We start from the raw sequence: 24,004 nt of genomic DNA on the forward strand, positions 1-24,004 counted from the left end.
AAACTCCATGAAATCTGCCCTCACCGCCTTCGCCTTCGCGGCCGCCGCCACCTTCGCGCACGCGCAGGACAAGGTCACCTTCCTCACCTCCTGGTACGCCCAGGCCGAACATGGCGGCTACTACCAGGCCGTCGCCAACGGCATCTACAAGAAGCACGGCCTCGACGTCACCGTCAAGATGGGCGGGCCGCAGGTCAACGCCGTGCAGCTGCTGGCCGCCGGCCAGGCCGACTTCATGATGGGCAAGGACTTCCAGGTGCTCAACGGCATCCAGTCCGGCGTGCCCATGGTCACCGTCGCGGCCGTCTTCCAGATGGAGCCGCAGGGCATGGTCACGCACCCGGACGTGAACAAGCTGTCCGACCTGAAGGGCAAGACCATCTACCTGGCCACCAGCGGCCGCACCTCCTGGTTCCCGTGGCTGAAGGCGAAGTACGGCTTCACCGACGAACAGTCGCGCCCCTACACCTTCAACATGCAGCCCTTCTTCGCCGACAGGAACGCGGCGCAGCAGGGCTACCCGGGCTCGGAGCCCTACATCGCCGAACAGGCCGGCCAGAAGGTGAAGTTCTTCCTGTTCGCCGACGAGGGCTATCCCCCGTACGGCAACACGATCGTCACGATGCAGAAGATGGCCAAGGAGAAGCCGGACGTCGTGCAGCGCTTCGTGCGCGCCACCATCGAAGGCTGGAAGAGCTACCTGCAGGACCCGGCGCCGGGCAACGCGCTGATCAAGAAGGACAACCCGAAGATGGACGACGGCACGCTCGCCTACGGCCACAAGGTGATGAAGCAGATGAAGTTCTTCGACGGCGGCGATGCGGCGAAGATGGGCGCCGGCATCATGACCGACGCGCGCTGGCAGAAGACCTACGACCTGATGGTCACCAGCGAACTGCTCAAGCCGATGCCGAACTGGAAGGACGCATACACGCTCCAGTTCGTGAAGGACCTGAAGGTCATGCCGTAACGCGGGCTGGGGAGACACCTCATGCTCGTGACCCGTCAACCGGTGTTGCGGCGGTTCTGGTACGCCGTGATGCCGATGGAGAAGCTCGCCCGCAGCCCGCAGCCCTTCACGCTGCTGGGCGAGGACATCGTGCTGTGGCGCCGCGCCGATGGCACGCCCGCCGCGGTGCGCGACCGCTGCTGCCACCGCACCGCCAGGCTGTCCAAGGGCTTCCTCGAGGGCGACCACATCGTCTGCGGCTACCACGGCTGGACGTACGACGGCAGCGGCGCCTGCGTGAAGATCCCGCAGGCGCCCGACCTGCAGATCCCGGCCGGCGCCAAGGTTCCGGCCTACCACTGCCAGGAACGCTTCGGCTACGCCTGGGTCGCGCTGGACGATCCGCTGGTGCCGCTGCTGCAGCCCGAGGAGGAAGCGCTCGGCCACCGCCGCATCCACCAGTTCGACGAAGCCTGGGACACCGGCGCGCTGCGGATGATGGAGAACTCCTTCGACACCGCCCACTTCGCCTTCGTGCACAAGGGCACCTTCGGCCAGGGCGACCAGCCGAAGCCGGTGCACTTCGCGCTGGACGAGACGGACTACGGCTTCGAGGCGCGGGTGGTGCTGGAGATCAACAACCCTCCCGTCTCGCACCGGATCACCGGGACGACCGCGCCGACCACGACGCGGACGTTCTCGAACCAGTGGCACCTGCCCTTCCTGCGCAAGCTGGGGCTGGCCTACCCGAGCGGCATCCGCCACACGATCTACACCTGCGCGACGCCGATCGACGACACGCGCATCCAGCTGATCCAGTGGCTGTACCGGAACGACACCGAGGAAGACTGCCCCGCCGCGCTGCTGAACGACTGGGACACGCGCGTCGTGCTGGAAGACAAGGTGATCCTGGAGTCGGTGGATGCCGACGCCCCCGTGGACGTCGGCCGTCGCGACGAGCAGAGCATGGCCAGCGACCGCCCCGGGATGATCATGCGCAAGCGCCTGTTGGCGCTGCTGCGCGAGCACGGTGAACAGGAAGTGCACGGCTGGACCCGCATCCGGCCGGTGAAGGAGGCCGCCCCATGCTGACCACGAGACAGAAGGTGCTGCGGCGCTTCTGGTACGCGCTGCTGCCGATGTCCGCCCTGGACGATGGGCCGAAGCCCTTCCGCCTGATGGGCGAGGACCTGGTGCTGTGGAAGCAGGCCGACGGCACGCCCGCCGCGGTGCGCGACCGCTGCTGCCACCGCACGGCGAAGCTGTCCAGGGGCTTCGTGCAGGACGGCAACATCGTCTGCGGCTACCACGGCTGGACCTACGACTGCACCGGCACCTGCGTGAAGATCCCGCAGGCCCCGGACATGGCGATCCCCGCCAACGCCAAGGTGCCCGCTTACCGCGCGCAGGAGAAGTACGGCTACGTGTGGGTGGCGCTGGACGACCCCTTGCGGCCCATCCCGCACTTCCCGGAAGACGGCCAGCCCGGCATGCGCCGCATCTTCCAGTTCCACGAGGAATGGCGGACCAGCCCGCTGCGCATGATGGAGAACTCGTTCGACAACTCGCACTTCTCCTACGTGCACAAGGCCAACTTCGGCATCCTCGAGAACCCGAAGCCGGCGCCCTACACCTTCACCGAGACCGACTACGGCTTCGAGGCGGAGACGCTGGTCCCGATCCGCAACCCGGCGCAAAGCCACCGCGTGACCGGGACCACCGAGGAGATCACGCACCGCCACCTGGTGAACCGCTACTACCTGCCCTTCGCCCGCCGCTTCGGCTGCACCTATCCGGCCAGCGGCATCGCGCACATCATCTACAACTGTGCGACGCCGATCGACGACGACCGCATGCTGCTGGTGCAATGGCTGTACCGCAACGACAGCGAAGCGCAGTGCAGCACGCAGGAACTGATCGACTGGGACGCGCAGATCACGGCCGAGGACCGCGAAATCCTGGAGGCGACCGATCCGGACGCGTGCGTGGACACCACCCGCAAGGTGGAGTTCCACATGCCCTCCGACAAGCCGGGACTCGTCATCCGCAAGCAGCTGCTGGACCTGCTGCGGGCGCACGGGGAAGAGGAAGTTCACCGTGGCAACGTCGTGATCCCGCTGCGCGAGGTGGCGGCATGAGCAGCTTCCTGATCCGCCATGCCACCGCTGTGCTCACCGGCCTGCCGGGCGATGCCGCGCGCGCGAAGGGCACGGACCTGCGGGTGCGCGACGGCCGCATCGCGGCGATCGGCGACCTGGCACCGGAACCCGGCGAGCGGCAGGTCGACGCCGGCGGCTGCGTGATCTACCCGGCCTGGGTGAACACGCACCACCACCTGTTCCAGTCGATGCTCAAGGGCGACCCCGTCGGCCTGAACGCGACGCTGACGCCCTGGCTCACCGCCACCCCGATGCGGCTGCGCCCGCGCATGACGGAGCAGGACTTCCGCCTCGCCGCCCGCATCGGCCTGCTGGAACTGGCGCTCTCCGGCTGCGGCACGGTGGCGGACCACAACTACCACTACTACCCGGACATGCCCTACGACAGCTCCGCCATCCTGTTCGAGGAAGCGGCGAAGCTGGGCCTGCGCTTCGTGCTGTGCCGCGGCGGCGGCACGCTGTCGCGCGCGACACCGGGCGTGGAGCTGCCGCCGGCGTCGCGACCGGAGACGCTCGACGGCTTCCTCGCCGACATGCGGCGGCTGGCGCGCGAGTTCCACGACCCCGCGCCCGATGCCATGCAGCGGGTGGTGATGGCGCCCACCACGCCGCCGCACTCGATGCGGCCGGAGGAGATGCGCGAAACGGCGCGCATGGCCCGCGCGCTGGGCCTGCGGCTGCACTCGCACCTGTCGGAGACCGTGCACTACCAGGACAGCGTGCAGGAGAAGCACCGGATGACGCCGGTGGCTTTCTGCGAAAGCATCGACTGGCTCGGCCCCGACGTCTGGTACGCCCACCTGGTCAAGCTGGACCCCGAGGAGATCGCCCTGCTGGGACGCACCCGCACGGGCATCGCGCACTGCCCGCAGAGCAATGGGCGGCTGGGCAGCGGCATCGCGCCGGTGCGTGCGCTGGAAGCCGCCGGCGCGCAGATCTCGATCGGGGTCGACGGTGCGGCTTCGAACGAGGCCGCGGACATGATCTCGGAAACGCACGCCGCCTGGCTGATGGCCCGCGCCCGGGCGGGGCAGGAAGCCACGGCGTACTACCGCGGCGGCCAGGGCGAGGCCGAAGCCGCATCGACGACCGTCGAGGACGTGGTGCGCTGGGGCACGGCCGGCGGTGCGCAGGTGCTGGGCCTGGATGCGGTCGGCACGCTGGCACCCGGCCAGGCCGCCGACTTCGCCATCTATGGCCTGGACCGCGACCCGCGCTACTTCGGACTGCACGATCCCGCCATCGGGCCCGTGGCCAGCGGCGGCACGGCGGACCTGCGCCATCTCTTCGTCGCCGGCCGGGAGGTCGTGCGCGACGGCCGCGTGCCGAACCTCGACGTGATCGAGCTGGGACGCCAGAGCCGCGCCGCGGTGAAGGCACTGCTGGAGCGGACCGCATGATGCGCGACCTCACGCCCTTCCTGGCGGCCCTGGGCGACGTGCCGGTGGAAACCGACCCCGTGGTGCTCAGGCGCCGCAGCCGCGACATGACGGCGCAGTTCAGCCCGGTGATGAAGCAGGACGCGCTGGAGCACGTGGCCGACGTGATCGTGCTGCCGCGCGACAAGGCCGACGTGCTGAGGGTGGCGTCCGCGGCCGCGCGCACGCGCATGCCGCTGATGATGCGCGGCGCCGGCACCTGCAACTTCGGCCAGGGCATCCCGCTGCACGGCGGCGCGTTGGTGGACATGACGGCGCTGAACCGCGTGCTTTGGACGCGCGGCGGCGTCGTGCGCGCCGAGGCCGGCGCCCGGCTCCAGGCCATCGACGAGGCCACGCGGCCCGGCGGCTGGGAGCTGCGCATGCATTCCTCCACCAAGCGGCAGGCGACGATCGCCGGTTACGTCGGCGGCGGGCACGCCGGCGTCGGCAGCTGCACCTGGGGCATCCTGCGCGACCGCGGCAACATCCTGGGACTGGAAGTCGTCAGCGTCGAGGAGACGCCGCGCACCGTGCAGCTCGGGGGCGACGACGTCAACCTGGTGCACCACGCCTACGGCAGCAACGGCATCATCACCGAGGTGGAGATGCCGCTGGCGCCGGCCTGGGCCTGGCGCGAGCACATCGTCGTGTTCCCTGAATTCATGACGGCGCTGCGCTTCTCGCACGCGCTCGCCACCGCGGACGGCATCCCCAAGAAGCTGGTGTCCGTGCTGAGCGGCCGCACCTGGTCGCTGCTGAAGGCGCTGCAGCCGCACGGCGACCCGGCGTGCGACGGGATCATCCTGGCCATGGTGGCGCAACCGTTCTCCGCCGCGTTCTCGGCGCTGGTGCAGGCCTTCGGCGGGCGCATCACGGTGGATGCCGCCGAAGCGCAGGGGCCCTACCACGCGCCCCTGTACGAGTACTCCTGGGGCCATGCGCGGCTGCATGCCAACCGCAGCGCGCCGGACGTCGTGACCACGGTGGGCCTGTACCTCGACCCGGGCGCGATGGAAGCGATGGCCCGCACCTTCCAGCGCCTGCGCCACGTGGCGGGCATGCACTTCGAGGTCAAGCGCTTCGACGGCCAGCTCGGCTACCAGGGCATGCCGCTCTTCACCTACCGCGGGGAGCAGCACCTGGCGGACGTGATGCGCGCGATGGCGCTCGACGGCGCGCAGGTGGCGAACAACCACACCTTCCTCGTCAAGGAAGGCGGCATGAAGCCGCTCGGCGGCACCGACGCGGCGTTCAAGCGCGCGATGGACCCGCACGACCTGATGAACCGGGGCAAGCTGCGCTTCGGGCCGCAGGCGGAGGACGGGCCGGCGATCGCCACCACCGGCTGGCGCTTCCGCCCGGAGGGGTCATCGCAGGTCGGCGGCGCGTAGCGCCCTGGCGGTGAGGCGCGCGGCCTCGGCTTCCTCGCGCAGCCGCGCCAGCTCGCCCGGCGCCACGCGGTGGGCGTTGCAGTAGTCCAGCTTCCAATCGTCGGAACCGCTCCAGCGCTGCGGCGATCGCACGGTGGTGCGCGGCTGGCCGGCGCTCTCCAGCAGGCCGAGCGCCAGTTCCAGCGTCGCCCGCTGCGATGCCGCGTCGTGCGGCTTGCCGGCGGCGTTGCCGAGGGGAAAGTCGGAGAACAGGAAGCGCGGTACGCCGGCGTGTTCGACGATGTCCAGGGCGCAGCCCATGAGCACGGTGGCGATGCCCGCGGCTTCCAGGGCGCGCGCGGCCAGCGACAGGGTCTGGTGGCACACCGGGCAGTTGGGCACCAGCACCGCCGCATCGACACCATCTTCGCGGCAACGCTGCAGCAGCACCGGGATGTCGACGTCCTGCGTGTGGCGCTGGCTGCGGTTCGTGGGCATGCCGTGGAAGCGCGGCGCCAGGCGGAAGCGGCCCTGCGCCGCGAGCCCGCGCATCAGCGGCAAGGGGAACCAGCTGCGGCTGTCCTCCATGGACGTGTGCTTGCGGTCGATCGCCACGTGCGCGATGCGCAGGTCGTGGTCGGCGGCGGTGTCCCCGCTGTACGGCGCGTAGAACTTCGCGGCTGCGTTGTAGGGTGCGCCGGGCCCTTGCGGCCCCTTGTCCGGCTGGAACGGGGCGGCCGTGGTGACGAGCGTCACCACGCTCTCGGCCAGCGGCCGGTGCAGCCGCTGGAACGGCGCGCCGTCGTGGTGCGCATAGCGGTACGGGTTGCCGTAGCCCAGCGCGAGGTACCAGTCGCGCGTGCGCTGCATGTAGGGAATCGGCGCGTCGTCAGGGTCCATGCTGCTCGGCCGTGGTTTGTGGCACCACGAACCGCCGAGCCGACTATAGACTGGCAGGCCGTCCTTCACCCGCGAGAGGAACGCGCAAGATGCCGCACGGCGCCCTGGTGTGGGAGCTGACGATCGCCCTGATCGTCGGGCTCCTGCTGTTCGACTACTTCTTCCACATCCGCGTCGCCCACGTCCCCACGCTGCGCGAAGCCGCGAAGTGGTCGGCACTGTACGTCGGGATCGCGCTGCTGTTCGGCGGCGCGGTCTGGTACCTCGGCGGCACCGAGATGGGCGTCCAGTACTACGCCGGCTACCTGACGGAGAAGGCGCTCTCGGTCGACAACGTCTTCGTGTTCCTGGTCATCATGTCGGCCTTCCGCGTGCCGCCGGAGGACCAGCAGAAGGCCCTGCTGATCGGCATCGTGATCGCGCTGCTGGCGCGGTCGCTCTTCATCTGGATCGGCGCCGCCCTGATCGAACGCTTCGCCTGGGTGTTCTACATCTTCGGCCTCATCCTGCTGGTGACCGCAGGCCATATGCTCGTGCCCGAGGACGAGCGCCACCAGGAAGGCGAGAGCTTCATCCTGCGCCTGACGCGCAAGCTGATCCGCACCACGCCGCACTACGACGGCGACAAGCTCTTCACCGTGCACGAAGGCCGGCGGCGGATGACGCCGATGGTGCTGGTGATCGTGGCGCTGGGCCTGACCGACATCCTGTTCGCGCTCGACTCGATCCCGGCCATCTTCGGCATCACCACGGACACCTTCATCGTCTTCACCGCCACCGCGTTCTCGCTGCTCGGGCTGCGCCAGCTGTTCTTCCTGGTCGAGGGGCTGCTGGAGCGCCTGCTGTACCTGTCGTACGGGCTGGCGGCCATCCTGGGCTTCATCGGCATCAAGCTGGTGCTGCATGCGCTGCACGAGAACAACGTGCCCTTCATCAACGACGGCGCGCCGGTGAAGGTGGTGGAGATCAGCACGCTGGTGTCGCTGGCCGTCATCATCGCGATCCTGGTGGTGACCGTCACCCTGTCGCTGCACAGCCCGAAGGGCCGCGCCAAGCTGGCCGTGGGCCGCCTGCGCCGCAGGCTGGCCGCTTACATGTCGCTGGAACCTTCGGCGTCGCCCGAGGAGCGGCAGGCATCGTTCGCGCGCCTGCTGGAGGCGGAGGTCGCGGTGCGCGCCCTGCCCGAGCAGTGGCGCGCGCGGATCGAGGAGCGCCAGACGCTGCGCGAGATGCTGGCCGATGCGCACGAGCGGCAGATCGCCGCGGAAAGGCCCGAACTGTGAACGGCCGTCCCCACCCGCCGCAGCCCCCGGCCACGCCCGGCAAGCCCGGCGGCTTCGCCTCGATGCCGCCGCGCAAGTACTGGCTGGTGTTCGCCGGCGTGCTGCTGCTGAACTACGTCATCACCACGGTGTTCTTCCCGCCGTCGGATGCCCCGCTCACGGTGCCCTACACCGTGTTCCGCGAACAGGCCGGCAACGGCAACGTGTCGGCCATCTACAGCCGCGGCACCACCATCCAGGGCCGCTTCAAGTCCGCCGTGACCTGGCCGCCGCCGCTGAACCCGCAGCAGCCCAGCGCCGCCGGCCAGCCGCCGCCACGCCCGGGACGCGACCCCGCGCGGCCAAACCCGCGCACCGGCGACACCTTCACCACCGAGCTGCCGGCCTTCTTCGACCGCGACCTGGAGGCCTTCCTGATCCGCAACGCAGTGGAGATCAGCGCGGTGCCCATCCAGCAGGGCAGCGCCTGGAGCACCTTGCTCTTCGGCTTCGGCCCGGCCATCCTGATCATCGCGTTCTACGTCTGGCTGTACCGGCGCGCCAACCGCCAGAACGGCGGCATGGGCCTGGGCGGCGGCATCTTCGGCATCGGCAAGAGCAAGGCCAAGCGCTACGACGCCGACCCGACGAACCGCGTGACCTTCAACGACGTCGCCGGCATCGACGAAGCCGAGGCGGAGCTGGTGGAGATCGTCGACTTCCTGAAGTCGCCGGAGAAGTACACGCGGCTGGGCGGCACCGCGCCCAAGGGCGTGTTGCTGATCGGATCGCCCGGCACCGGCAAGACGCTGCTCGCCAAGGCGGTCGCCGGCGAGGCCGGGGTGCCCTTCTTCTCCATGAGCGCGGCGGAGTTCGTGGAGATGATCGTCGGCGTGGGAGCGGCCCGCGTGCGCGACCTGTTCAAGCAGGCCCGCGAGAGCGCGCCGGCCATCATCTTCATCGACGAGATCGACGCGATCGGCCGCGCCCGCGGCGGCATGACCCTGAGCGGCGGCTCCAGCGAGCAGGAGCACACGCTGCAGCAGATCCTGACCGAGATGGACGGCTTCAGCGGCCGCGAAGGGATCATCGTGCTGGCCGCGACCAACCAGCCCGACGTGCTGGACCGCGCGCTGCTGCGGCCCGGCCGCTTCGACCGCCGCGTGGTCGTGAACCTGCCGGACAAGGTCGGCCGCAAGGCGATCCTCGGAGTGCACGTGCGCAAGGTGCCGCTCGCACCCGACGCGAGCCTGGAGGAGCTGGCGCAGTCCACGCCGGGCTTTTCCGGCGCCGACCTGAAGAACCTGGTGAACGAGGCCGCGCTGCTGGCGGCGCGCCGCAACGAGTCGGCGGTGCACCACAAGGACTTCCTGGATGCGCTGGAGAAGATCGTGCTGGGGCCGGAGCGCCCGCTGCTGCTGGGACCCGACGACCGAGAGCGCATCGCGTACCACGAGAGCGGCCACGCGGTGCTGGGCCTCGTCGTGCCCGGCGCCGACCCGGTGCACCGCGTGAGCATCGTGCCGCGCGGGCAGGCGCTGGGCGTCACCTACCAGCGCCCGCAGACCGACCGCTACAACTACCCCGAGGACTACCTGCGGGCCCGCATCATCGGCATGCTGGGCGGCCGCGCGGCGGAGGAGATCGTCTACGGCACCAAGACGACCGGCGCAGAGAACGACATCGAGCAGGCCACCAACATGGCGCGCGCGATGGTCACGCGCTGGGGCATGAGCGACGCGGTCGGCATGGTGCAGCTGGCACCGCCGCAGAACGCGTACCTGGGCGGAGCGTCGGCCTTCATGGGCGAGAAGCCCTTCAGCGACCAGACCGCGGCCCTGATCGACGCCGAAGTGCAGAAGATCATCCACGGCTGCCACGAGGACGCCAAGCGGCTGCTGGCGCAGCACCGCGCCGCGCTCGACGGCCTGGTGCGCGCCCTGCTGGAGCGCGAGACGCTGTCGGAGCAGGAGATCCTGCAGGCCACCGGCCTGCCGCCGGCGCCGGAGCTGCAGAGCCGGCCGCTGACGGTGGCGCCCTAGCCGGGGCCCTGGCGCTTCACCCAGGTGAACACCCGCACCGGCGGGACGTTCACCACCTCCCATTGCTTCTCGGGCGGCCCGAGGTGGGGCGCCAGGAAGCCGGCGACATGGGCGCGCACCTGGTAGGCCACGAAGCGGCCACCCGGACGCAACACCTTCGCGATGCACGCGGCGATCCGTCGCGAGACCGGCGCCGGCATCGTCGAAAAGGGGATGCCGGAGACGATCGCGTCGGGCGCCGGCAGGCCGTGCTCCTCCAGCAGGTCGCCCAGCTTTTCCGCGCTGCCCTGCTCGAGCAGGAGCCGCTCGTCGCCGACCGCATGCTGCAGGCCGGCGAAGAAGTCCGGGTCCAGCTCGATGGCCAGCAGCACCGCCCCGGGCGGCATCGCGGCCAGCAGGGCCCGCGTGGTGCCGCCGGTGCCGGGACCGAGTTCCACCACCGTGCGCGCTTCGCGCACGCGCGCGCATTGCACCAGCCGCTGTTCGAGCTGCGGCGAACTCGGGATCACCGAGCCGACCTGCGCAGGGTTGCGCAGGAAGCCGCGCAGGAAAGCGAAGGGCTCGGTGCCGCGCGGGCGGTCGAAGCGGGGCGAGGGCTGCATGGTGCGGGGCTGGAAAGTGCCATTCTGCGGAGGGGAGCGCCGCGCCGTGTCGGACGCCGTCGATGCCCGCTGCGGGCCGCCCCGCCGCGCCTTCAGAACCGCGCGCGCATCGGGTCCGGGCCGATGCGACCGCCCGGGTCGTCCAGCGCGGCCATCGCGGCGAGGTCCTCGGCGTCCAGCGTGAAGCCGAAGACGTCGAGGTTCTCGCGGATGCGGGAGGGCGTGACGGACTTCGGGATGACGATGAGACCGCTTTCGACGTGCCAGCGGATGATCACCTGCGCCGGCGTGCGTCGGTGTATCGCGGCGACGCGGACGATCGCCGGGTCGGACAGCAGCTGCCCCTGCCCCAACGGGCTCCACGATTCGGTCCGGATGCCGCGCTCGGCGTGCGCTTCGCGCAGCCGCCGCTGCTGGAATCGGGGATGCAGCTCGACCTGGTTCAGGACCGGCAGCACGCCGGTCTCGCCCACGATGCGGTCGAGATGCTCGACCTCGAAGTTGGACACGCCGATCGAACGCACGCGGCCCTCTTCGCGGGCCCGCACCAGCGCCTTCCAGGTGTCGACGAACAGGCCGCGGTGGGGCGCCGGCCAGTGGATCAGGCACAGGTCCACGGCGTCGAGCTGCAGGCGCTGCAGGCTGGCGTCGATGGCGCGCAGGGCCCGGTCGAAGCCCTGGTCCTCGCTCCAGACCTTGGTGGTGACGAACACTTCGGCGCGCGGCAGGCCGGCGGCGCGCAGGCCGGCCCCGACGCCTTCCTCGTTGCCGTACACGGCCGCCGTGTCGACGTGGCGGTAGCCGTGCTGCAAGGCCGTGCGCACGACGTCCACCGCGGCGTCGTTCGGCGTCTGCCAGACGCCCAGGCCCACCTGGGGGATCTGCTGGCCATCGGCGAGGGCGATGCGGGGTTGCGGGCTGGCACCAGCGGGCATGGGCTTTCTCCTGTCTTGTCCGACACCATCGTGCCACGGCCGCTCCGACAATGGGCGGCGTCCAGCTTTCTCCCGACCGTCCCGGCTTCCACTTCTTGAGCTCCACGCCCCCCGACCTCTCGCGCGTCCTGCAGCGGGCCACCCATGCGCTGCGCGCCCAGTTCTTCGTGGCCGGCGCCCTGTTCGCGACCTGGGGCGTCCACGTCCCCAGCATCAAGGCGCACTACGCGCTCGGCGAGCAGGCGCTCGCGATCGCCATGCTGGCCAGCGGCGCGGGCGCCGTCGTCGCGCTGCTGCAGGCCGGCCGCGTGCTGGCGCGGCACGCGCCGCGCCGCGTGGTGCCGCTCATGGGCCTGGCCTGCGTCGCCGCCGTCGGCAGCCTGCTGCTGCCATCGCAATACGCCTTGCTGCTGGCACTGATGCTGGCCTACGGCATGGCGGCGGCGCTGTTCGACGTGGCCATCAACGACGAGGCCACCAGCATCGAGCAGGCGTGCGGCCGCCCGCTCATGAGCGGCTTCCACGGCATGTTCAGCCTGGGCGGCATGGCGGGCGCGGCGGCATGGAGCGCGCTGGCGCCGCTGGGCGTCTCGCCCACCGGCCACCTCGCGGGCGCCGCCATCGTGCTGGGCGCCGTGGCGGCGGTCGCCAGCCGCTTCATGCTGCGCCAGCAGCGCGAAGCGCAGGCGGGCGGCACGCCGCTGAGCCTGCCGCACGGCCCGCTGGTGCTGCTGGGGCTGATGGCCGGCCTGGGACTGGTCGGCGAAGGCGCCATGTACGACTGGAGCGTGCTCTACCTGCGCCAGGAGCTCACCGCGGCACCCGCGGTCGCCAGCCTCGGCTACGCCAGCTTCAGCGCGGCGATGGCCGCCGGGCGCTTCGGCGGCGACTGGGTGCGCGCGCGCATGCGTCCCGAAACGCTCTTGCGTGCAAGCGGCATGCTGGGCGCCGTCGGCATGGCTCTCGCCCTTGCCGTGCCGCATCCCGCCGGTGCGCTCGTCGGGTTCGCGCTGGTGGGACTGGGCTTCGCGAACGTCGTGCCCGTGCTGTTCAGCGCGGCGGGGCAGCAACCCGGCATCGCGCCCGCGCACGGCATCGCCGCGGTGTCGTCGGTCGGCTACTTCGGGCTGATGGCCGGGCCGCCGCTGATCGGGTTCATCGCCGAAGCGCGATCGCTCACCGCCGGCCTGACGGTGGTCATCTTCTTCGCCATGGTGGTGGCGGCGTTCGCGCGGCGGGCGCTGGTGGGCGCGCGTTGACGCCGGGACCGCCGGTCCCGTGCCCACTCACTCCGGCGTGCTCGGATCGCCGTCGCCACCCGGCGCTTCCAGCGCCTGGCGCGCGAGTTCCTCCTCGCTGAGTTCGGGTGCGTTTTCCAGCGCCTGCATCTCCTCGAGGAATTCCTCGGTGGGCTCCTCGCCTTCGAGGACCTCCTGGAGCGTCTGCGGCGTGTCTTTCGGGTTGCTGGACGTGTTCATGCGCGTCTCCTGGCCGTTCCTTGCCGTGCCACCTTACCGCTTTTCCAGGCGCCGCGGTGCGGCCGGCCTGGCCTCACCGGGCCGCGGCGGCGGGCCCGGCCGCCGCTTCGTCGTCGATCGCCTTCTGCACCGCCTGGAAGAACGCGTCCCGCGCGGACACTGCGGCTTCGTCCCGCGCGCCAGCGGCCCAGTTGGCATTCGTCACGATCACCAGCTTGCGCTGCGGGTCGAGGAAGATGCCCTGGCCGAAGATGCCACGGGCATCGAAGGTGCCGCCCGGACGCGTCCACCACTGGTAGCCGTAGCCGCGACCCGGCCGCCCGATGCCCACCCGCTCGGTCGTCGCCTCGGCCAGCCATCCGTCCGGCACGGTGGGCTGGCCGTTCACGCGCGCGCCGTCGAGGACGAACAGCCCGATGCGGGCATAGTCGCGCGGGGTCGCCTGCAGGCAGCAGCCGCTGATCTCGCGGCCCGTGCGGCTGAGGATCCACGTGGCTTCCTGCTCCATCCCCGCCGGCACCCAGATCTTTTCCGAGAGGTACGTCGCCAGGGGCTTCCTGGTCGCTTCGGCCACCAGGATGCCGACCAGGTTGGTCTCGCCCGTGCTGTAGTTCCACCGCGTGCCGGGCGGCGCGGCGCGCGGCAGCTTGCGCAAATAGCTCACGAGCGCGTCGACGCCCTCTTCCGGCTTGTGCTTGTTGAAGCGGGCCACGTCGGAGTCCGGGTCCGCGTAGTCCTCGTTCCACTGCACGCCGGACGTCATGGTCAGGAGCTGCCGGATGCTGACGTCGTCGTACGCCGAGCCTTTCATCTGCGGGATGTACGTGCTGACCTTGTCGTCCATGCTGCGGATGTGGCCGTCGCGGATGGCCGCGCCGACGAGGGTGGAGGTCACCGACTTGGCGACGGAGAAGCTGGTCCAGCGGCCGTTGCCGTCGAAGCCGAGGCCGTAGCGCTCCAGCCGCAGCTTGCCGTCGTGCACGACGAGAAGCGCCGCGCTGCGCTGGCCGGCCATGAACGCATCCACGTCGACCGGCAACCGCAGCGGGGGCCCCGGCGGCAACGGGCGGGGCGTCCCACCCGCGGGCACCACGCGCACCTTGGCCACCAGGGGCAACCGGTCCAGCGCGCGGAAGGCGGCATCGCGCTGGTCCTGGTTCCAGAACAGCAGGTCGGTGTTGGTCGGCATCGTGGCCAGCACCGCGCGCGTGCCCTTGTCCAGGGAGAACCAGCCGGCCGTGGCGGCGACGATGACCGTGCCGAGCAGGCCGAGGGCGAGGGTCTTGAGCTTCATGGCCGCATTGTCACGCAGTGACCGCGGCACCGGTCACGGCAGGCGGTGGACGTCGCCGTTTCCGGGCGTGGCGCTCTCGTGGAACAGGTCGTAGAGGAACTGCTCCAGTTCCGCGGCGTCGACGAAGTCGGGCACCACGAACCCGGCGGGAGATCGCTTGCCGTCGGCGCCCAACGCATAGGCTTGCCACAGCGCACCTTCGCGTCGAACGAGGACGATGCGGCCGAAGACGTTGAAGCGGTGTTCGTTCATGGCCTGCGCGGAAGCGGCGCCTCTTCGCCGCCTACCATGCCCAGCTCCGGTTCGCCGCGTTCGGCTGGATCAGGTCCCACAGGTTGCCGTAGAGGTCGCTGAACACGGCCACCGTGCCATGCGGCTGGATCTCGGGCTCCCTGGCGAACTTCACGCCCCGCGCCTTGAGCCGGTCCACGTCGGCAAGGCAATCGTCGGTGTAGAGGAACAGGAAGACACGCCCTCCTGCCTGCTGGCCGACGCAGCGGAGTTGTTCGGGGGAAAAGGCCCTGGCCAGCAGGATGCGCGCACCGGACGCTCCGGGACTGACGACGACCCATCGCTTGCCCTGCGAGGGCACGGGTGTGTCTTCCACCAGGTCGAAGCCGAGCACGCCCACGTAGAAGGACAGGGCTTCGTCGTAGTCGCGCACCAGCACGGAAACGAGTCCGAGGGCGCGCCTGGCCATGGGGGCGCCTGCTGGCGTGGTGGCCATGATCCCCCGTGCGCGGACTACGCCGCCGCCGAATGACACGCGACGCAGAGCTTGTTGCCGTCCGGGTCGCGGAAGTAGGCGCCGTAGTAGTTCTCGTGGTATTCGGGCCGCAAGCCTGGCGCCCCTTCCGACGTGCCGCCGTTGGCCAGGGCGACCGCATGGGCCTTGTCCACCGCAGCACGCGTCGGCGCCAGCAGTGCGACCATCTGGCCGTTGCCCGGCGCGTGCGGCTGCTGGTCGAAGGGCCTGCCGATCAGGAAGAGCGGCCGCGGGCCCGGTTCCGATTGCCACCCCGCCCAGGGGCGGGCGGCGTCGCAGAACCTCGCCTGGATGCCGAGCGTGGCCATCAAGGGGTTGTAGAAGGCCAGCGCCCGGGGGAAATCGCTGACGCCGACGAAGATGTGTGAGAACACGAGCGAGCCTCCTGCGTGCCATGCGCTGCATGCAGCGCCATCGTCCATCGAGCATACCGTCGGACGTGCGGCCTCCCGCTTTGCAGGCCTGCACGGCAAGCCGCCAGGGTCGCATCCGGATCCAGGTGCAGTGCCAGCTTGACCTGGTCCTTGAACTGCTCCGAGAAATGGCCGGTGGCCAGTCGTCGTAGGATGCACTCGACCAGGGCGGACCTGTGGGCGCGCCCCAGCCCGCAGTGCTTCAGGCGGCGGCACATCTTGGCCCGCGCCCGTCCGTGCCACAGGCCCTTCGTCTCGGCGAGCACGAAGTCGACGCAGCGCTGCACGGCGACCGGTTCGCATGCGGCGACGTCGTCGATCATCGCGTCGAGTTGGGGCCGGGTCAGGGTCGCGAATTCCGCATGGGGCGCCGGAATGGATGCCGCCGGAACGCGCGCGGCAAGCGCCTTGTCAGCCCGCACCGGCGAAGACCTTCCGCACGGCTGCAGCCACCGTCGAAGCGGCCGCGCTGGCGGGCAGGATGGTCCCGGCCTGCACGGGGACGTGACCGGAGCCATCCAGCCGGTTCTCCTGCACCAGGATCTGCGCCGGCGAATAGTGGACCTGAACCAGGGTCGGAGAGCTCCTGGCAAGGGCCGACCAACCCGCCACGCCCGCGACGGACGCGAGGGGGAACGCGACGCGATCGCCCCCCTCGCGTGGCAGGAGGTTCTGGCGCGAGCAGGAGCGAACCACGTCCAGCAGTTCACCGAGAACGGCGTCATCGGCTTCACACGAGACCGCCATACCCGGCGGGTGCGCCACCCAGAATCCACCCTCGCCTTCCTGCGAACTCGGGCAGAGCAGGAAGGCGCCCTTGCGCCGGTACACGGAGACCAGTTGCTTCACCCGCCTTCACCCGGCTGCAGGACCCCGCGCAAGTACCTGACGACGATCGTGTCGTCGCCCGGATGGTTCTCCGGTGCGACCGGGGTGAGCTGGGCCAGCACGCAGAGCCAGCCATCGGGCGTGCGGACGTAGGTGTCGGTATAGCAGGTCATGCCTACCGCTTCCACTCCATCGCGCATGCGCGTCCACTTGTTGGTGGCGCCGACCAGCGCGATGTCACCCACCAGCGTGATGCGCTGGTCGCGCATGTCCCAGTACGTGATGACGGCGGGGTCGAACCCCGTTTTCCAGGTCTTCAGGTAGGACGCGCGGTCGATGTGCAGGCCGCCCGGGTACAGGGCGCGAAAGGACGGATGGAGGATCGCATCGTGCGACGCCACGTCGTTGGTGACGAAGTTGTGGATGAAGCGCTTGTTCAGGCGGGCCAGCGCCTGGAGGTCGGACTCGGTGGTTGTCAATGCATCTCCTTCCGGCGAGCCCCGGAGTTTTCCAGCATTGCGAGGGCGGCGCAACGCCCCTGGGCCGGTTCACGCCCGGACCGTGGAAAGCTGCCTAGGCCACGCCTCTCGCCGCTTCGGCGCGGCGAAGGAGCTCCTGCGCCAGGGGATGCTCCCCGAGCGGATTGAGTCTCTCACCCGCGGGGATGAAGGTCACCAGGCGCCCAAGCTTGCCGGGCCGGGCCAGGTGCAGCGTCATCAACGGCGGGCTGAGATGCAGGGATGCGTCCACCTTCACGATGTCGCGCAGCTCGATGCGGTCCTTCGTCCTGCCACGGCGCACCAGCAGGTAGCTTCCGCAGTCCAAGACCTCGTCTGCCGTGTCCTGAACGAGCAGCTTCTGGAAAAGGTAGAAGACGGCGACGACGAGGGCGAGTCCGAGCGCGCTGGCCGGATGCGCCAGAAGCTCTCCGTCCAGCAAGCCCCCAATGGCGGCCACCCCCATGAACCCGTAGAAGACCAGGGGGAAGACTCTCTTGGAGAGAACACCGGAGAAGGAAGTGAGGTGGCGCACGGTACAGGATGGGGCCGATGCTCCTCGAAGGATATCGCGTCAGTCTGGAACGTCAGGAGCGGAGCGCGCCGGCTTCAGCAGGACCAGCGCGCAGAACACCAACGTCAGCAGCCCCGGCGCGAGCGCCATGAGGATTTCGCCGCGCACGAAGAAGTGCTGCATCACGAGGACCGGTACCACGCCCAGGCCCGCGCCCGCAAGCAACAGCCACGCCGCCACGACCTGTCCTCGCCGGTCACGCGACGCTTCGCCGCGACCGCGTGCCAGGAACCACAGCGTCAACGCCATCAAGGCGATGAGCCCCTGCCAGAGGAGGAGTCCGAGAAAGTCTTTCAAGGTGGGCCGTCCCCAGCATCAGTTGCCCGCAAGATCGCTTTCACATCGGCCAGGTCTTCCTCCGCGAACACCCTTTCCCACGAAGGAACGGGGCCGGAGCGTTCGGACACCCTCAGGTAGAGGAGCTGGTTGCGGTACACCCAGTCGACCAGGAGGCCCTTGCAGACGAAGAGTGTCACTCGGCCCTCGACGTCCTGCAGCGGGACGTCCGTGGCTTCCAGGATCTGCGCCGGGGAGAACTCCACCAGACGGACACCGCGGAGGGGCGAGGGGCACGAGGCAACGAACTGGCGCAGCGACACCAGCTTCGCGTCGAGGTCCGATCGGGATGCGTGCATCATGGGAGGAGGGGTGGAAGCGCGTGCAGCAGCCTCAAGAAACCACCTCGTAGTGCCGCACGACCCGATCGTAGTCGACCATCATCTCCTGCACCTTCTCGGGCACCACGGCGACGTCCACCGCATCGCCGGCAAAGGCGCGGATGGCTTCGAGGGACGCCCACTGGGTCACCACCAGGAACTCGACGCCTTCCGGCAGGGCGCGCCGGAGGATGGAGGCGCCCTGGAATCCCGGCAAGGCACGAATGGCCGGGAAGGTCTCGGCATGCAGGTGTTCGACGTAGGCGTCGGCGCGAGAGCTCTTCGCAAGACCACGCCACTGGCGAGAGATCATCAACAGGCTCCTTGGGTTGCGCCGTTCACAGGCGCTTGCGCATGATCGCGAGGTAGTACTCGCCCACGTAATTGTCCATGCGGGCCGCTTCCTCGTAGCCGTGCCGCGCATAGAAGCGCGGGGCCTGCCACTCGAAGGTCTCGAGGGCCGCATTCCTGGCCCCGAGTTCGCGCGCGATCCGCTCTGCTTCCATGAGCAAGCGGGATCCGATGCCGTTGCGCCGGGCATCCTCGCGGACCCAGAGGACCTCGACGCGCAACCAGTGCAGCGCCACCACCGCCCGCAGGCCGCCGACGACCTGCCCCTCCGCGTCGCGGGCGTTCAGGCGGATGGACTGGACCTCCGGGTACTCGCCCACGTGCCGGTAGTTGAACTCCCGCAGCTGGCGCCCGACATAGCCGGAGCGGACCTCCTCCTCGGTGGCGGGCGAGATGGTGATGTTCATGGATCTCCGCTCGTGCGTGTTCGCGTCGACCGACCTGTTAGGGCATCACTCCTCCGAAGCCAGAGGACACCTCCAGCTCCGACCAGTGCAACACAGATCGCGATGGGCAGATTGAAGATGGAGAGCGCCAAGAACCCAAGCAGAAGGCCGACGCCCGGGTACAGGTTCTCATCCTCTGCCCGTACCGCGCGAAGGGAAAACGCAACGGCTGCTCCAGCCAACAACCAGGAGAGCACTTGAATCAGCTGAATTGCGCCGCCATCGGTGAGCAGAAGAATACTAGGCGATTTCAATTCCAAGAACGCATAAGGCTTCGGTGTCCGGACCAAGCCATGCTCAGTCAGCCAGTTCAGAATGTGCGCGCTTCCCGGAACGAGGACGCGCTCGGCATGCCAGCCTGCCACCCCGAACAGCAGCGCGAAACCTCCGGCGACAAGCGATATCGGACCGCACCGCATGTGATGCCTAACGTGAAGGTGACCGGCGCGTTGCGGCAAGGGGCCGCACGGCGCATGCTTTCCAACGGCACTGTGCGGCCCCTTGCCGCAACGTGTCCGGGTCGACCGACCTGCTAGATTTCACCGTGCCCGGACTTCCCACTCTGAAGTGAAGTCCTCCACCAATCTTAGCGCGCGTTCTTCGATTCGTCGCCAGCATGCAATGTTCTCGGAGCTGAATGAAATCCTGGTCCAGACGTCGGCGCGGAGTCGCCGGATTTCCGAGCAGCGACCGCGACCTCGGTCATTCACATACCCATAGCAGAAGATCTGCGATTCATCCGCTGCCGATCCTTTTGGGACAAGTCGAATCACCCGCGAGCCGCTGGGACTTGCCTTCTGAAACGCAACAAGGGCAATGGAATCAGCGGCACGCGCTAGACGCGCTTCAGCTGGCAAAAACTCGCCGAAGGTCTCGGCATCCTTCGGCCTGCTAGATCCGTCTTCACTCCAGAAGAGTTCGATCTCAGTCAGGTAAGCGTCCCCGCGATTCTCACGGCGACGTGCTGAACTGTCCGCGAGAAAACTCGGGATCATTTCTGGCGCGAGCGCATGTATCTGAAGCCACGTACGCGCGACTGACATAGGCTTCTGCTGGCCGTGTACGATTTCCATGTCACCGCGCTTGTGAATCCGATACGCATCAATCTGCAGGAAGTTGGCCGGATATCTCAGCAGGTATGGCCCGATGGGCAGTGTCTGAGTGGTTGATCGGGAATCTGTGCCCTTGTACTCGCCGTCAGGGCAAACGCGCTGCGTGAGGTGATCCTCGATCGAACGGGCCTGCAATTGTTCATGTTCAATCTTCCGCGAATCGCACGCCGCTAGGCACAAGCAAGCGGCCACAGCTAAGACGACGCATCGGCGGACAGGCAGCCAAGTCACTGGGTGAGCTCTAACGTCGAAGTTGACCGGCGGCCAGTGGGCGGGCGAAGCCCGCCAACAGGACGTCCGCGTCGAACGACCTGTTGGAGCTCACGCAACTCCGTCGGTCCGATGTGCTCATGATGACCGCCTTGAGGCCGGCTGCGCCTTGAGAGCGCGGTATCCCGATCGATTCTGAGTCGACCGGATAGACGCCAGCTATGAGGTTCCGATTCAGCACGGCGATGACGATGGCCTCCGTCGCGAAGACCGCCGCTAGCAGAGTGCTGATGCGCAAAATGCGGTTCACGTGAGCTCTAGCGTCGAAGTGACCGCCACGCTGCTGCGAGAGGCCGCGCGGCGCGCAATTTCCACGTGCGCTGCGTGGCCCCTTGCAGCAGCATGTCCGAGTCGACTGCCAAGTTAGGCATCATCGCTCCCCTCCCTGTAGTGATGCATCACCTCCTGAGCCTGCTCGGGAGGCAAGCTCCAAGTGCTTTCGCACCTGCACCCCTCAACTGGGCATTCAATCCAGCCTCCCAAGGCTGGCTTGCCGCGGCTGCACAGCAGATGCTCCTGAAAGGGATGTCCGCAGCGCTCGCAAAGGCGGGGATTCGGGTCCAGATCGCCGAAGCGTGCACGTACAACAGCGTTCATTCGATGCGGTCTAACGTCGGAAGCGGCATTGCGCCGCGAGGCTCACGCTCACCACCACGCCCTGCGGCGCATTGCCGGTGCGTTTCCGCGTCGAACGACCTGTTAGACCTTGGCGCGACGCTCACAGTTTCAGGCTCCGAGCCGCCAGCTGAATGAACACACTTCGCTGAATGAATTGGCCCATGTTGGCCGTCAGCCTCTCAGACACTAAGCAACTCTCGTCGAAAGCGTCGCGCATCGCATCGGGGCTGTATTGGGCAGCCTGGTGAACTTTCGTCATGGCCCAGATCTGCGCGCTACGTTCGACCTGTCGCTTCGTTCGCGCGCGGAGAAACGCGGAAAGCGAGGTGAACCCTTGAGCAGTGCACGGCAGCTCGCGCGGATCCGTTGAGTACTCAAGAACTTCGATGCGCTCCGGCCAGACCACCACGTCAACGTCGTCGCTTCGCCCATTGGGTGAATCATACGAAGTCGAATCAAAGAAGCGCAACCGGCTATTTTCGCTTTGCGAGTAAGGAATGCCAAGCCGATGCATGCAGCGCCAAAGGGCGAACTTCACTATGGTGCAACGCTTGAACATGGGTCTAACGTAGAGGTGACCGGCACGTTGCGGCAAGGCGCCGCGGCGAAGCAAATACCAGCAAGACAGCGCCGACAGCACAAGTTCGGGAAAGTGCCTTGTCCAGGCGACTCCGGAGGCCAGGCTGCCCAGATACAAGGCTACAACAGTCCCGGAAAAGAGCAACCAGGCGTTGCTGGACCAAGAAGCTTTGCGCGCAAAGCCGAAGCAGGCAACCAGATACAGCGCACACAGCACGGCAATCGCGATGAGGATGGTCAAGAAGAGCCCATAGTTCTCGCGAGCCCACCGGACGTAAGCATCGTTTGCAGGGGCAGGCGGCTCCAAGATCAAGCGGAGATGGTAAAAGCCATAGGCCGCAATGCCCCCATGGAAGGCCAACGACAAACCGAGGACTCCCACAAGTGCGTAGAACACGTGCCGTTCGTTCATGCGGGATAACGTGGGAGTTGACAGGCACGCAACGGCATTACGCCGCGAGGTGCACGATCACCTGGGCGCCTTGCGACGCAATGCCGTTGTGTGTCCGCGTCGAACGACTGTCAGACCGCATCGGCGTCTCGGAAGTAGAAGGCATGGCCAGTCGCCTTGAAGAAGAACACGTCAAGAAACGACGTCCGACGAACCCACTCAGTTGACAGCTCTGGGGGGCCGTCCAGACTTCTTCCGGCGTACTCTTCAGTGGTCCATTGCGTCTCGACATTCCGACACGCATTCCTCTCTGCTTCTGCTTCGGATGAGGCGCGGACCAGGCGTGTCGTGTAGAAGCCAATAATGTCCTCCCCAGATCCTTCACTGGGCACTCGAATCCCCGTTCCGTGGAGCATGACGCGGTAGTAGGGCATGGGGAATTTCAGTGCGGTCTAACGTTGGAGTTGACCGGCACGTACCGGCGGGGCGCCGCGAGGCGTAAGGTCACCAGCACGCTTCGCGGCGCCCTGCCGGTGCGTGTCCGTGTCGAACGACCTGTTAGCCCTCATTCGCGCGGCACCAAGATCGAGGCGGACGTCATGCCCATATCAATGTTCATTGCTTGCTTCAGTCCGTACTTCTCTTCTAGGTATCGAATGACGGCGCCTGGGTTGGACCGGTCAACCTCGCCGTCAATGACATAGGCAGCACCCTCCCCCTCTTCGCCGAAAGGGTCAATAAGCCCGTTCTTCAGGCGGGCTGCGAAGGGAGAGTCCCTTAGCGACTTCCACTTCGATGAGTAAGGATTAAGACAGAGCTTCACCGTCAGCGTGTTTCCGTTTAGGTATGTGACGTACGCACCGTCCAGGACGTTTCGGAAGCGATAGAAGTCTGAGTTTCGAAAAAAGTAGCACGTACGATGATGGCCGTCTCCATTCAGCTCGAACACTCGTGTTGAGCCATAGAGGGTCGACATCAACTGATAGTGTTTCGCTTCGCCATCGAATCCCGTACCGGTGAACCAAAGAACCCGGAGATCGTGCTGGACGTCAGCCGAGGTCGAGGAGAGTTGGCCAACGGCCTTCCTCACGATTCCGGAGAGGCGATTGTTCGACCTGAGCGGAAGCGTTTGGCCATGCACTCCACCGCCACGCAGCGTCTTAAGGCGGTGTTCAATGGACAACGCGTCCTCGAACTTCGTTTTCTCCTCCGCAATGAGCCTGCATTCCTCAAGGGAGACAAGCCAGTCGCATTCCTCTTTCGTGGAGGTCGGAAGGGGCTCCACTTGAGCGCCCCATGACCTGAACGCTTGGACGGCAATGGAAGGTGGTTCCATGAGGGCTAATGTCGGAGTTGACCGGCACGCAGCGGCATTGCGCCGCAGGACGTATGCTTCCGCGCACGGCCTACGGCGCAATGCCGGTGCGTGTCCGCGTCGAACGCTTGTTATGCCTCATGGCGCTCGTACAGAAAGTCAGTAGAAATGTGCGGGGAGCGACGCAAATGGTACTCCAGCTGGTCACGTTTCAGCCAATCCTCCTCGACGAGAGAGCCCTCCTCGAAGTCCGCGAGGTCCAAGCCGTCGTGCCAATTACCAGCGGTGGATACGCGCTTCACGTACACCCGAGAAGTCGCCTTCCGTCCTAGCTGCTCCAGAACGTCCAGAACACGGATTCCTTCGATCACTACGTAGGGGAACCACCGCTGGAGGTTGTCGAGGTCTCTAGCCAGATGCTCCACCCTAAGCTTCTCGATATAGTCCGTCACGTCTCTGTCGGGATCGACGTAGCAGTCGAGTCCCACCCGGAAGCCGTTAAGCAGTTCAGCGACCACGAACGACAGGTTGGTCTTGCCAGCCCCCATAAAGCCATCGATCGCAACGATGTGTCCTCCGGGTTGGCCACGGCAGGCAATTCCCAGAACCAGGCTTTGCGGCGTTCGGACAGTCTCTAGCCTATCGTGAGGCATAACGTGAAGGTGACCGGCACGTTGCGGCAAGGGGCCGCACGGTGCACGATTTCCAACGGCGCCGTGCGGCCCCTTGCTGCAACGTGTCCGAGTCGACCGACCTGTTATGCATCACCGTCACGG

28 protein-coding genes are annotated in these 24,004 nt (G+C 67.7%); 8 read left to right on the forward strand and 20 right to left on the reverse strand.

Annotated elements, in window-relative coordinates:
- The first annotated feature begins 7 nt into the window (after window positions 1-7).
- Genes IM787_RS01260 through IM787_RS01280 form a run of 5 tightly spaced genes read left to right on the forward strand, consistent with a single transcriptional unit; the run spans window position 8 to window position 5,920 of the window.
- On the forward strand, window positions 8-970 hold the full coding sequence (locus IM787_RS01260; RefSeq protein WP_193674814.1) for an ABC transporter substrate-binding protein: 963 nt from the start codon (window positions 8-10) through the stop codon (window positions 968-970).
- Window positions 971-991: 21 nt separating this feature from the next.
- A complete protein-coding gene (locus IM787_RS01265; RefSeq protein WP_193674815.1) occupies window positions 992-2,041 on the forward strand; it encodes an aromatic ring-hydroxylating dioxygenase subunit alpha in 1,050 nt (349 codons plus the stop codon).
- A complete protein-coding gene (locus IM787_RS01270; RefSeq protein ID WP_193674816.1) occupies window positions 2,035-3,087 on the forward strand; it encodes an aromatic ring-hydroxylating dioxygenase subunit alpha in 1,053 nt (350 codons plus the stop codon). Before IM787_RS01265 ends, IM787_RS01270 begins: the two co-directional genes overlap by 7 nt.
- Window positions 3,084-4,508: an amidohydrolase family protein gene (locus tag IM787_RS01275; protein ID WP_193674817.1), complete on the forward strand. Its 1,425-nt coding sequence runs from the start codon at window positions 3,084-3,086 to the stop codon at window positions 4,506-4,508. The genes IM787_RS01270 and IM787_RS01275 overlap by 4 nt, the downstream gene beginning before the upstream one ends.
- Entirely contained in the window at window positions 4,505-5,920 is a 1,416-nt protein-coding gene (locus IM787_RS01280) for an FAD-binding oxidoreductase (protein ID WP_193674818.1), read from the forward strand. The genes IM787_RS01275 and IM787_RS01280 overlap by 4 nt, the downstream gene beginning before the upstream one ends.
- On the opposite strand, the gene IM787_RS01285 is transcribed toward IM787_RS01280, so the two are convergent.
- Entirely contained in the window at window positions 5,897-6,799 is a 903-nt protein-coding gene (locus IM787_RS01285; protein WP_193674819.1) for a glycine reductase, read from the reverse strand. The genes IM787_RS01280 and IM787_RS01285 overlap by 24 nt on opposite strands.
- An 89-nt stretch (window positions 6,800-6,888) precedes the next feature.
- On the opposite strand from IM787_RS01285, the gene IM787_RS01290 reads away from it, so the two are divergent.
- Both IM787_RS01290 and ftsH read left to right on the forward strand, forming a co-directional pair.
- Window positions 6,889-8,082, forward strand: coding sequence for a TerC family protein (locus IM787_RS01290; RefSeq protein ID WP_193674820.1), 1,194 nt, complete (start codon window positions 6,889-6,891; stop codon window positions 8,080-8,082).
- The gene (gene ftsH / locus IM787_RS01295) at window positions 8,079-10,103 is read left to right on the forward strand and encodes an ATP-dependent zinc metalloprotease FtsH (RefSeq protein WP_354004336.1); all 2,025 of its coding nucleotides are present in this window, start codon (window positions 8,079-8,081) and stop codon (window positions 10,101-10,103) included. The genes IM787_RS01290 and ftsH overlap by 4 nt, the downstream gene beginning before the upstream one ends.
- Here the strand turns inward: ftsH and IM787_RS01300 are convergent.
- On the reverse strand, window positions 10,100-10,705 hold the full coding sequence (locus tag IM787_RS01300; protein ID WP_193674821.1) for a class I SAM-dependent methyltransferase: 606 nt from the start codon (window positions 10,703-10,705) through the stop codon (window positions 10,100-10,102). The two genes, ftsH and IM787_RS01300, sit on opposite strands and share 4 nt — an antisense overlap.
- A gap of 92 nt (window positions 10,706-10,797) precedes the next feature.
- On the reverse strand, window positions 10,798-11,640 hold the full coding sequence (locus tag IM787_RS01305) for an aldo/keto reductase (protein ID WP_193674822.1): 843 nt from the start codon (window positions 11,638-11,640) through the stop codon (window positions 10,798-10,800).
- Between the two features lie 95 nt (window positions 11,641-11,735).
- On the opposite strand from IM787_RS01305, the gene IM787_RS01310 reads away from it, so the two are divergent.
- On the forward strand, window positions 11,736-12,899 hold the full coding sequence (locus tag IM787_RS01310) for an MFS transporter (RefSeq protein WP_227494033.1): 1,164 nt from the start codon (window positions 11,736-11,738) through the stop codon (window positions 12,897-12,899).
- Between the two features lie 27 nt (window positions 12,900-12,926).
- Here IM787_RS01310 and IM787_RS01315 read toward each other — a convergent pair whose 3' ends face one another.
- The 17 genes from IM787_RS01315 to IM787_RS01395 all read right to left on the reverse strand — a co-directional run bounded on the left by IM787_RS01315 (window position 12,927) and on the right by IM787_RS01395 (window position 23,746).
- Window positions 12,927-13,118, reverse strand: a complete 192-nt coding sequence (locus tag IM787_RS01315) for a hypothetical protein (protein ID WP_193675530.1) — start codon at window positions 13,116-13,118, stop codon at window positions 12,927-12,929.
- Window positions 13,119-13,191: 73 nt separating this feature from the next.
- Complete coding sequence (locus tag IM787_RS01320; protein WP_193674824.1) at window positions 13,192-14,412, reverse strand: serine hydrolase domain-containing protein; 1,221 nt, start codon at window positions 14,410-14,412, stop codon at window positions 13,192-13,194.
- A gap of 33 nt (window positions 14,413-14,445) precedes the next feature.
- Window positions 14,446-14,664: a DUF7661 family protein gene (locus IM787_RS01325; RefSeq protein ID WP_193674825.1), complete on the reverse strand. Its 219-nt coding sequence runs from the start codon at window positions 14,662-14,664 to the stop codon at window positions 14,446-14,448.
- A 31-nt stretch (window positions 14,665-14,695) separates the two neighbouring features.
- Window positions 14,696-15,112, reverse strand: a complete 417-nt coding sequence (locus tag IM787_RS01330) for a VOC family protein (protein ID WP_193674826.1) — start codon at window positions 15,110-15,112, stop codon at window positions 14,696-14,698.
- A 44-nt stretch (window positions 15,113-15,156) separates the two neighbouring features.
- The gene (locus IM787_RS01335) at window positions 15,157-15,552 is read right to left on the reverse strand and encodes a VOC family protein (protein ID WP_193674827.1); all 396 of its coding nucleotides are present in this window, start codon (window positions 15,550-15,552) and stop codon (window positions 15,157-15,159) included.
- Window positions 15,553-16,002: 450 nt separating this feature from the next.
- A complete protein-coding gene (locus tag IM787_RS01340) occupies window positions 16,003-16,440 on the reverse strand; it encodes a hypothetical protein (RefSeq protein ID WP_193674828.1) in 438 nt (145 codons plus the stop codon).
- Complete coding sequence (locus IM787_RS01345) at window positions 16,437-16,898, reverse strand: YybH family protein (RefSeq protein ID WP_193674829.1); 462 nt, start codon at window positions 16,896-16,898, stop codon at window positions 16,437-16,439. The genes IM787_RS01340 and IM787_RS01345 overlap by 4 nt, the downstream gene beginning before the upstream one ends.
- A 94-nt stretch (window positions 16,899-16,992) precedes the next feature.
- The gene (locus IM787_RS01350) at window positions 16,993-17,451 is read right to left on the reverse strand and encodes a hypothetical protein (RefSeq protein WP_193674830.1); all 459 of its coding nucleotides are present in this window, start codon (window positions 17,449-17,451) and stop codon (window positions 16,993-16,995) included.
- 39 nt (window positions 17,452-17,490) lie between these two features.
- Window positions 17,491-17,787, reverse strand: a complete 297-nt coding sequence (locus IM787_RS01355) for a hypothetical protein (protein ID WP_193674831.1) — start codon at window positions 17,785-17,787, stop codon at window positions 17,491-17,493.
- Window positions 17,784-18,128, reverse strand: coding sequence for a hypothetical protein (locus IM787_RS01360; protein ID WP_193674832.1), 345 nt, complete (start codon window positions 18,126-18,128; stop codon window positions 17,784-17,786). The genes IM787_RS01355 and IM787_RS01360 overlap by 4 nt, the downstream gene beginning before the upstream one ends.
- Before the next feature lie 31 nt (window positions 18,129-18,159).
- Window positions 18,160-18,459: an antibiotic biosynthesis monooxygenase family protein gene (locus IM787_RS01365; protein ID WP_193674833.1), complete on the reverse strand. Its 300-nt coding sequence runs from the start codon at window positions 18,457-18,459 to the stop codon at window positions 18,160-18,162.
- Window positions 18,460-18,484: 25 nt separating this feature from the next.
- Window positions 18,485-18,904: a GNAT family N-acetyltransferase gene (locus IM787_RS01370; protein ID WP_193674834.1), complete on the reverse strand. Its 420-nt coding sequence runs from the start codon at window positions 18,902-18,904 to the stop codon at window positions 18,485-18,487.
- A gap of 578 nt (window positions 18,905-19,482) precedes the next feature.
- Window positions 19,483-20,190: a hypothetical protein gene (locus IM787_RS01375; protein WP_193674835.1), complete on the reverse strand. Its 708-nt coding sequence runs from the start codon at window positions 20,188-20,190 to the stop codon at window positions 19,483-19,485.
- Between the two features lie 853 nt (window positions 20,191-21,043).
- A complete protein-coding gene (locus IM787_RS01380; protein WP_193674836.1) occupies window positions 21,044-21,934 on the reverse strand; it encodes a hypothetical protein in 891 nt (296 codons plus the stop codon).
- A gap of 110 nt (window positions 21,935-22,044) precedes the next feature.
- Entirely contained in the window at window positions 22,045-22,347 is a 303-nt protein-coding gene (locus IM787_RS01385; RefSeq protein WP_193674837.1) for a hypothetical protein, read from the reverse strand.
- A 131-nt stretch (window positions 22,348-22,478) separates the two neighbouring features.
- On the reverse strand, window positions 22,479-23,249 hold the full coding sequence (locus IM787_RS01390) for a hypothetical protein (protein WP_193674838.1): 771 nt from the start codon (window positions 23,247-23,249) through the stop codon (window positions 22,479-22,481).
- A gap of 110 nt (window positions 23,250-23,359) precedes the next feature.
- On the reverse strand, window positions 23,360-23,746 hold the full coding sequence (locus IM787_RS01395) for a hypothetical protein (protein ID WP_193674839.1): 387 nt from the start codon (window positions 23,744-23,746) through the stop codon (window positions 23,360-23,362).
- Between the last annotated feature and the right edge of the window lie 258 nt (window positions 23,747-24,004).

Source organism: Ramlibacter pallidus, assembly GCF_015070875.1.
GTDB classification, from domain to species: domain Bacteria; phylum Pseudomonadota; class Gammaproteobacteria; order Burkholderiales; family Burkholderiaceae_C; genus Ramlibacter; species Ramlibacter pallidus.

What these genes read in the sequence shown, in the direction of transcription:
- IM787_RS01290 (WP_193674820.1), top strand. Translation starts at nt 6,889, where the DNA reads ATGCCGCACGGCGCCCTGGTGTGGGAGCTGACGATCGCCCTGATCGTC.
- IM787_RS01265 (WP_193674815.1), top strand. Translation starts at nt 992, where the DNA reads ATGCTCGTGACCCGTCAACCGGTGTTGCGGCGGTTCTGGTACGCCGTG.
- IM787_RS01370 (WP_193674834.1), bottom strand. Translation starts at nt 18,904, where the DNA reads ATGAACATCACCATCTCGCCCGCCACCGAGGAGGAGGTCCGCTCCGGC.
- IM787_RS01305 (WP_193674822.1), bottom strand. Translation starts at nt 11,640, where the DNA reads ATGCCCGCTGGTGCCAGCCCGCAACCCCGCATCGCCCTCGCCGATGGC.
- IM787_RS01270 (WP_193674816.1), top strand. Translation starts at nt 2,035, where the DNA reads ATGCTGACCACGAGACAGAAGGTGCTGCGGCGCTTCTGGTACGCGCTG.
- IM787_RS01325 (WP_193674825.1), bottom strand. Translation starts at nt 14,664, where the DNA reads ATGAACGAACACCGCTTCAACGTCTTCGGCCGCATCGTCCTCGTTCGA.
- IM787_RS01390 (WP_193674838.1), bottom strand. Translation starts at nt 23,249, where the DNA reads ATGGAACCACCTTCCATTGCCGTCCAAGCGTTCAGGTCATGGGGCGCT.
- IM787_RS01285 (WP_193674819.1), bottom strand. Translation starts at nt 6,799, where the DNA reads ATGGACCCTGACGACGCGCCGATTCCCTACATGCAGCGCACGCGCGAC.
- IM787_RS01380 (WP_193674836.1), bottom strand. Translation starts at nt 21,934, where the DNA reads ATGAACGAACGGCACGTGTTCTACGCACTTGTGGGAGTCCTCGGTTTG.
- IM787_RS01315 (WP_193675530.1), bottom strand. Translation starts at nt 13,118, where the DNA reads ATGAACACGTCCAGCAACCCGAAAGACACGCCGCAGACGCTCCAGGAG.
- IM787_RS01360 (WP_193674832.1), bottom strand. Translation starts at nt 18,128, where the DNA reads ATGATGCACGCATCCCGATCGGACCTCGACGCGAAGCTGGTGTCGCTG.
- IM787_RS01365 (WP_193674833.1), bottom strand. Translation starts at nt 18,459, where the DNA reads ATGATCTCTCGCCAGTGGCGTGGTCTTGCGAAGAGCTCTCGCGCCGAC.
- IM787_RS01275 (WP_193674817.1), top strand. Translation starts at nt 3,084, where the DNA reads ATGAGCAGCTTCCTGATCCGCCATGCCACCGCTGTGCTCACCGGCCTG.
- IM787_RS01320 (WP_193674824.1), bottom strand. Translation starts at nt 14,412, where the DNA reads ATGAAGCTCAAGACCCTCGCCCTCGGCCTGCTCGGCACGGTCATCGTC.
- IM787_RS01260 (WP_193674814.1), top strand. Translation starts at nt 8, where the DNA reads ATGAAATCTGCCCTCACCGCCTTCGCCTTCGCGGCCGCCGCCACCTTC.
- IM787_RS01385 (WP_193674837.1), bottom strand. Translation starts at nt 22,347, where the DNA reads ATGCCCTACTACCGCGTCATGCTCCACGGAACGGGGATTCGAGTGCCC.
- IM787_RS01280 (WP_193674818.1), top strand. Translation starts at nt 4,505, where the DNA reads ATGATGCGCGACCTCACGCCCTTCCTGGCGGCCCTGGGCGACGTGCCG.
- IM787_RS01300 (WP_193674821.1), bottom strand. Translation starts at nt 10,705, where the DNA reads ATGCAGCCCTCGCCCCGCTTCGACCGCCCGCGCGGCACCGAGCCCTTC.
- IM787_RS01330 (WP_193674826.1), bottom strand. Translation starts at nt 15,112, where the DNA reads ATGGCCAGGCGCGCCCTCGGACTCGTTTCCGTGCTGGTGCGCGACTAC.